This window comes from uncultured Varibaculum sp., assembly GCF_902489465.1.
GTDB lineage: Bacteria > Actinomycetota > Actinomycetes > Actinomycetales > Actinomycetaceae > Varibaculum.
The window spans coordinates 46,163-52,510 of sequence record NZ_CABTZZ010000013.1; the positions used below are offsets into that span (position 1 = coordinate 46,163).

Here is a 6,348-nt window from a genome sequence, read left to right on the forward strand (position 1 = left end):
CGCCGGGGCCGGCCCGCCAGGTTAAGGCTGCACAGGATGCTTGCCTAGGTGGTCAGCGGATCGCGCCTAACTGACTTACCCTTAACGTCCGGAGCTCAACGGAGTAGAGCCCGTGCCAGGAAACCTGGCTAGTTCGGGGCCCGGTATCGCGGGCACCATGTTTAAAGTTAGTCAGCCCCCCTATTGCTGGTCAAACCGGATTAACCAATAAAAGCCCTTTTGTGACTGATTCCATCTGCAAAGCTAGAACTCCGGGATCCTTTGTCAATATGACCGGTAGGTTCGTGTCGGCTCGCTTCCTGGCTTATTATGGGGAATCGTGTGTCCATCTAGCCTATATGCCAGCGGAGTTTTGCAATACCGCGTATCGCGGCTAAGCGATCAAAAATGCTCCTTTGAGCAGGCAATAGGGCTTTTAAAGGAAAAGCATCGGCTAATTTCACCGGAAACCGCTGCCCCGGATACCTTTACCGTTTGGAGCGGGCCGAGGCTCAAGTTAGCGGGTTTAGGAATCGCTTGGCAGACCCGTTTTAGCGGCGATAACGCTTTTTCTATAGCCGAGGACGCGTGGCGGGATTTGTGCGAGCACGCGGTGAATACTGCCGGTAACCCGAGCGATATTCCCAAGGGAAGTACCGGGGGCAAGCATACTGAAGCAGGAAAACTAAATTGGCCGCTAGTTTTGGGCAGTTTCGGATTCACTGCCGCCACCCCCTCCCTGCTACTAGTGCCGGCTTTAGCCGTAGTTTCCAGCGGCTCTCACACCTGGCTGTGGCAAGCTAGCTGGCAGGCAAAGCAAGCAGATTTCCGGGGACGCCGCGGGAATACCCAGGAAGACGCGAAGTCGACTGCAGCACATACTGCCCAATCATCCCCGCTATCGCTTTCCAGCCCAGCGCAGGTAGTTAGCGAAACGTACCCGCATTTAAAACCAGAAGCCTGGAAGACGGCAGTCGGGTGCGCGGCAGCAGAAATCCGCTCCGGAAGGGCAGAAAAAATCGTACTTGCCCGTGATAAAGAACTACGCTTTGATCGCGATGTTTCCTTGACTAGGGTCACCAAATACTTGGCCGACAAGTACCCTAACTGCTGGACTTATGCGCTTGGTGACCTGGTGGGAGCCAGCCCCGAAATGCTAGCTAGCGTAAACGAAGGGAAGCTGCTATGCCGCGTCCTGGCAGGCTCTGCCGCTCCCGGTAAAGAACAACGCCTGTTAAGCGATCCCAAAGAGCAGCTAGAGCATCGCTTAGCGGTACAAAGCGCCCAGGATTCGCTGACCGACCTGAATTTAGATTTAGAGGTACCTGCCCCCCACCTACTGCACCTGGGGTATGTTACCCATTTGGCAACCGATATTACCGCTGAAAACCTTACGGAACAGGCAGTTACTTCTCTGCGTGCGGCAGCAGCGCTCCATCCCACGGCGGCAGTTTGCGGCAAACCCCGCGAAGTAGCTGCCGAACGTCTGTCCGCCCTAGAAGCTATGGATCGGCGCCGGTACGCCGCCCCGATCGGTTGGATGGACGCTAGCGGCGAGGGCGAGTGGGCGATTGCCCTGCGCTGCGCGCAGCGTGACCCTGCTCGCGCTGATACCTATCGCCTGATTGCCGGGGCGGGAATCATGGCAGATTCTGATCCCCAGCAAGAACTGGCTGAAACGGAAACCAAAATGTTACCTCTGTACCGCGCTCTCCAGGCGTAAAATTTGGTTTAAAGCGCAGCTAATTCCCGGCGGATTTCAGATTCTAAAGCGGCACGGCGAGCACGCAAATCCGGCAAATAAGCATTAATTTCCACGATTTCCCGGCGTGGATTTTCACAAAGAATCTTTTTCAGTTCCTCTATGTCCTTTGCGCACCGGTAATCCCAACCGAGGCCGGTGGCAAGCGCGGAAAGGTCGAAATCTTGCGGCGTCAAAAAATAGCGCTCAAATACTTCCTGGTTCTCCTGTTCACCGTGTTCAAGGGTTGCGAAGATGCGCCCTCCCCCATCGCTGAGTACCAACAGCTGTAAGACCGGCGTGGCCTCCAAAGGCCCAGTGAGCAACCCGGTCAAATCATGCAGGCAAGTTAAATCTCCGGCAATCAGCCGCACCGCCCGCCCAGTTCCGGAAGCTAGCCCCAAGGCAGTCGCGATATTTCCATCGATCCCTGCCAAGCCGCGATTCGCGCAATAGGTGATCCCCCGATCCCCGCGCGCGGCCAAATCGAAAGCACGAATCGTATTAGAGGCACCGAGCATCGTCAGCGGAGGCGCACCGGCAGCGGTCATCTTTTTATCGTCTAGCTGGGCAGGCGCGCTCTCGCCGCTTCCTACAGTACCCGAATACCTGACATTATCCGCGCTGTTTAAAACTTTTTTAGCCTTCGCTCCCCTGACCTGAGCTGAATCAGGGTCACGGTTAGCCCACGCTTCATATACATCCTCATAGATGCGGGCGAGAGCGAAAGGATCGATCCCCATTTCCAGTTCCCGCAGGCTACCTTCTAGTTCCGGGGCGCTTTCGGGAGAGGACATGCGGAGGCGGTGGGCAGCTTCGTTCTCAGCTTGTCGGGCTTCACCGGAGGTGGTAAAACCATGATTTTTTAGGTTTATCGAGGGCGCAGTCTGCCCATCCGCTACTACCTGCGGAAGATCACCAGGATCAAACGCCGCATAGTTGGCGTTTTGCCACACGGTTACTGCCCGACGATCAACACCTGTGCGGTAGGCACGTTCAACCGCTTGCGCTGCCTGGCGCCATCGTGCCAACCAAGCAGGGCTAGCCGCCGCGGGAAAAACGTTATCTACCTGCGCGGTGGTGGTTGAAACATATTTTCCGGTGAGATTGCTAGCCGCTCCCAAACTAGGCAAACGGTAGATGGGAATATCTTCCCGGGAAAGCAGCGCAGTTACCGGACGGGACAAAGTGGCATGCCCAGATACAATAACCTGCTCTATTTCATAAGCGAAGGCAGGAAGCACTTGCGGAGCGTGACAGATCTGCACCACGTTTCCCCCCTTGAGGGTAACGGTGGGTTCCGCCAGCACCGGAAGCCCCCATTCTTGCGCCGCTTGCGCCACTTGCGGGTGGCATTGATCCGCCAACACCACCACCGTTTTTGCGTTTTTTCGGGGCGGTTCACCTCCGCCATCAGCAACTATCTGCGTTTTGAAAGATCTTAGCGAGGAGGTCACACTTTCGCCTTGCTCTAAGGTAAGAGCTAGCAACTCGGGCGGAATCTGCCAAGTATTAGAAGTTACCAAAGGGGGCGAAAAACACAAATTAATATGTAGCGGGCAGCGCAGCGCGGAGCCACTCTCACCCTGACCCCTCGCCTGCGCGAGAGCTGCACTCAAGCGGTCTTTTACTACCTGCAGGGCGTCCTCGCTACCGTCAATATCTAATGCTACCGGGCAGGCAGCCCCGAAAATCTTTTCCTGCCAGGTAGTTTGGTTCGCCCCGGTGCCGCGAGCGGTGCGGGGACGATCAGCGCTCAAGGCAATCAGCGGGACGCCACAGTGGAAAGCTTCCAGCAATCCTGCATGTAACTCCGCCACTGCAGTCCCCGAAGTGACCACCAGGGCTACGGGATTGTAGGCCGCGTCCTCACCTTTATATATACCGGATTTGGCCAGTCCGAGCGCATAGAAAGCCGCAGAACGCTCATCCAGGCGCACATGGGTACGCACCACCCCCGCCTGTTCTAACGCTGCCAAAGCATAGGTTAGGGGCGCAGAACGAGAACCCGGACAAATCACGAAATCACGCACTCCGGCGCGCACTAATTCGCTGACCACTAGTCGCGCTAAGGAGGTGGCTGATTCTAGGTGCCCTCCAGTCAGGTCTGGGGATTGATTATTTTGGGAGCTGCGGGAGGGAGTGGAGGGAAAAGAAACGTCGCTCACCGACTAGCTACCTCCGCTACGTCCCGCATCCGCTGACTCCAACGGTTAACCAGATCTCGGCGGTTATCGTTGTCAGGGGCACTAATTAAGTCGGAGTTTATTTCTACTTCCCGCACTTCTAGCTGACCATCCCGCACCTGCCAGGGCTGGCGAGAAACGTCAGATTTAAGCAACTGGCTGGTGGCCAGGCCACAGGCATGGGGAAGCCGGGTCATTGCGGCTCCGGCGCGCACCCCTAATCCGATACCGATGGCACTATCAACTGCGGAAGAAACCACCACTTCCATCCCGCGTTCATTAGCTTTTTTCGCTAAATCAATAACCGCTGATACTCCCCCCAGGGGCTGGATTTTCACAATCATCACATCCGCGCAGCCTGTCGGCAAGTCGGCGAGTGGATCTGGGGAGCGGCGAATCAGCTCATCAACCGCGAGTGGCACCGAAGTTGCGCCTCGCAATTCCAGTAATTCCCGGGCGCTCTTGCAGGGCTGCTCGACATATTCCAATCCTCCTGCTGCCTCGTCTAAGGCCGCTATCGCCTCCTTGGCTTCCGCCAGGTTCCACGCGCCATTAGCATCTACCCGAATCCGGCAGTCCCCGCCGAATTGGTTTTCGAGGGCAGCGCGCACCGCTTTTACTCGTTCCACATCACCGGCAAGTTCAGTGCCCCGATCTGCTACTTTAACCTTCGCAGTCCGGCAGCCTCCGCTTTGCTCCACAATTTCCGTGGCGCGTCTAGGCGATACCACTGGCACAGTCACGTTCACCGGTACACTGTCTCGCAGCGGAGCGGGCAACGCCTCGGTCAAAGCGTTAACCGCTGACCACAGCCATCGTTTAGATTCGTGCGGTCCATAATCCCAAAAAGGCGCGAATTCGCCCCAACGGTTACCAGAACGCAACAGCACGCCCTCGCGCACAATTATTCGACGGAAGCGGTTGACCAGCGGCAAGGAATACACCAGTGCCTGGTCAATGTCGATCGCGGGAAACTCAGAGTTTTCAAATAGTTTACCGAGGTCACTAACTTGTACCTGCGGCACCTCCACTAGCATCGGGTCGCTTATGTTTCCTGCCATCACGTTGTCCTTGTTATCTTTCGAATCCTTCTATTTACACAAGTAGCACTTGACCTGGCACTGACCGGTTAATTCTACCGTTTCCTATTGTCGACCTATTTGCGCCCAAAAACCTAATAGTAGTGGGGGAAAGGTGTCCAATCCGGTTCTCGATGCTCCAAAAAGGCACGTCGCCCCTCCTCGGCTTCATCGGTGCCATAGGCCAAACGAGTTGCCTCCCCGGCGAATAGCTGCTGCCCCAGCAAACCATCATCTGCCAGGTTAAATGCATATTTCAGCATCCGGATAGCCTGCGGGGATTTACGGGCAATAGTCAGCGCCCACTCTAAAGCTACGGTTTCTAGCTGCTGGTGCGGAACCGCCTCATTTACCACTCCCCAATCTGCCGCCTGCTGGGCATCATAAGTGTTCGCCAGATAAAAGATTTGCCGCGCACGTTTGTCGCCGACCTGTCGCGCCAGCAGGGCTGAACCGTATCCGGCATCAAAGGAGCCAACGTTGGCATCGGTTTGTTTAAAGCGGGCATGCTCTACGCTGGCCAGCGCTAAATCACACACCACTACCAGCGAGTGTCCACCCCCGGCAGCCCATCCGGGAACCGCTGCAATTACCGGTTTCGGCATCGCGCGAATTAGGCGCTGCACCTCCAGGATGTGCAGGCGTCCGGTACGCGCCAAATCCAGATTTTGGCGCCGCTGGGAAACTTCCGCATCCGGATCGGCACCCTCTTGTTCGTAGCGATATCCCCCTCGGTCTCGAATCCGCTGGTCACCGCCGGAGCAAAAGCTGTAGCCTCCATCAGAATCGCTCGGCCCATTCCCGGTGAGGATTATCGCTGCTACATCGGCGGCGCTGCGCCCGTATTCCAGGCACGTCAGCAATTCATCTACGGTATGGGGACGAAAAGCATTGCGCACCTGCGGACGATCAAACGCAATCCGCAAAACCGGAAGTTTCGCCCCATTTTCCCCCCGATCAGCCAATTCGGTGGCGGCTAAGTCGGTTAGCTGATAGCGGTCTCGCCCCGGTTTATACGTTTTTTGATGCTCCTTCGATTCGAACGAGGACGCGGCGGCGAGGGCATCCGCCCCTCCCGCTTTCACTACCGCTCGATGAAAAGTCAGGTCAGTTAGCTTTTCAAAGCCGGGAACTGGAACCCAACGCTGCGCGTCAAAAGTATCAGAAACATGTGCAAGCTGGCTCATACCCCCACCCTATCGCGAGCGCGGTTAGCAAGTTTCCGTAGTATTCCACACAAAGCAAGAAGCTTTCCCTCCCGCTCTATGCGCGGGAGGAGTTTTTCGTGTAGTTCCCGCGGGGAGCCTGGGTTTTTCCTCCCTCCTCAGCAGATTCATGTCATACCTCAATCCGGGTCTGGCTC

Annotated in this window: 4 protein-coding genes; 1 reads left to right on the forward strand and 3 read right to left on the reverse strand. The window is 56.4% G+C overall.

Features of this window, described 5'->3' with window-relative positions; translation table 11 throughout:
- Positions 1 to 319: 319 nt before the first annotated feature.
- A complete protein-coding gene (locus RDM26_RS04095; protein ID WP_307737749.1) occupies positions 320 to 1,702 on the forward strand; it encodes an isochorismate synthase in 1,383 nt (460 codons plus the stop codon).
- Positions 1,703 to 1,710: 8 nt separating this feature from the next.
- On the opposite strand, the gene RDM26_RS04100 is transcribed toward RDM26_RS04095, so the two are convergent.
- The 3 genes from RDM26_RS04100 to RDM26_RS04110 all read right to left on the reverse strand — a co-directional run bounded on the left by RDM26_RS04100 (position 1,711) and on the right by RDM26_RS04110 (position 6,172).
- The gene (locus RDM26_RS04100) at positions 1,711 to 3,888 is read right to left on the reverse strand and encodes a thiamine pyrophosphate-binding protein (RefSeq protein WP_307737750.1); all 2,178 of its coding nucleotides are present in this window, start codon (positions 3,886 to 3,888) and stop codon (positions 1,711 to 1,713) included.
- Entirely contained in the window at positions 3,885 to 4,967 is a 1,083-nt protein-coding gene (locus RDM26_RS04105; protein ID WP_278606110.1) for an o-succinylbenzoate synthase, read from the reverse strand. The genes RDM26_RS04100 and RDM26_RS04105 overlap by 4 nt, the downstream gene beginning before the upstream one ends.
- A gap of 113 nt (positions 4,968 to 5,080) precedes the next feature.
- Complete coding sequence (locus RDM26_RS04110) at positions 5,081 to 6,172, reverse strand: 1,4-dihydroxy-2-naphthoyl-CoA synthase (protein ID WP_307737751.1); 1,092 nt, start codon at positions 6,170 to 6,172, stop codon at positions 5,081 to 5,083.
- Between the last annotated feature and the right edge of the window lie 176 nt (positions 6,173 to 6,348).

Coding starts and splice junctions, on each gene's coding strand:
- RDM26_RS04105 (WP_278606110.1), bottom strand. CDS start 4,967: ATGGCAGGAAACATAAGCGACCCGATGCTAGTGGAGGTGCCGCAGGTA.
- RDM26_RS04110 (WP_307737751.1), bottom strand. CDS start 6,172: ATGAGCCAGCTTGCACATGTTTCTGATACTTTTGACGCGCAGCGTTGG.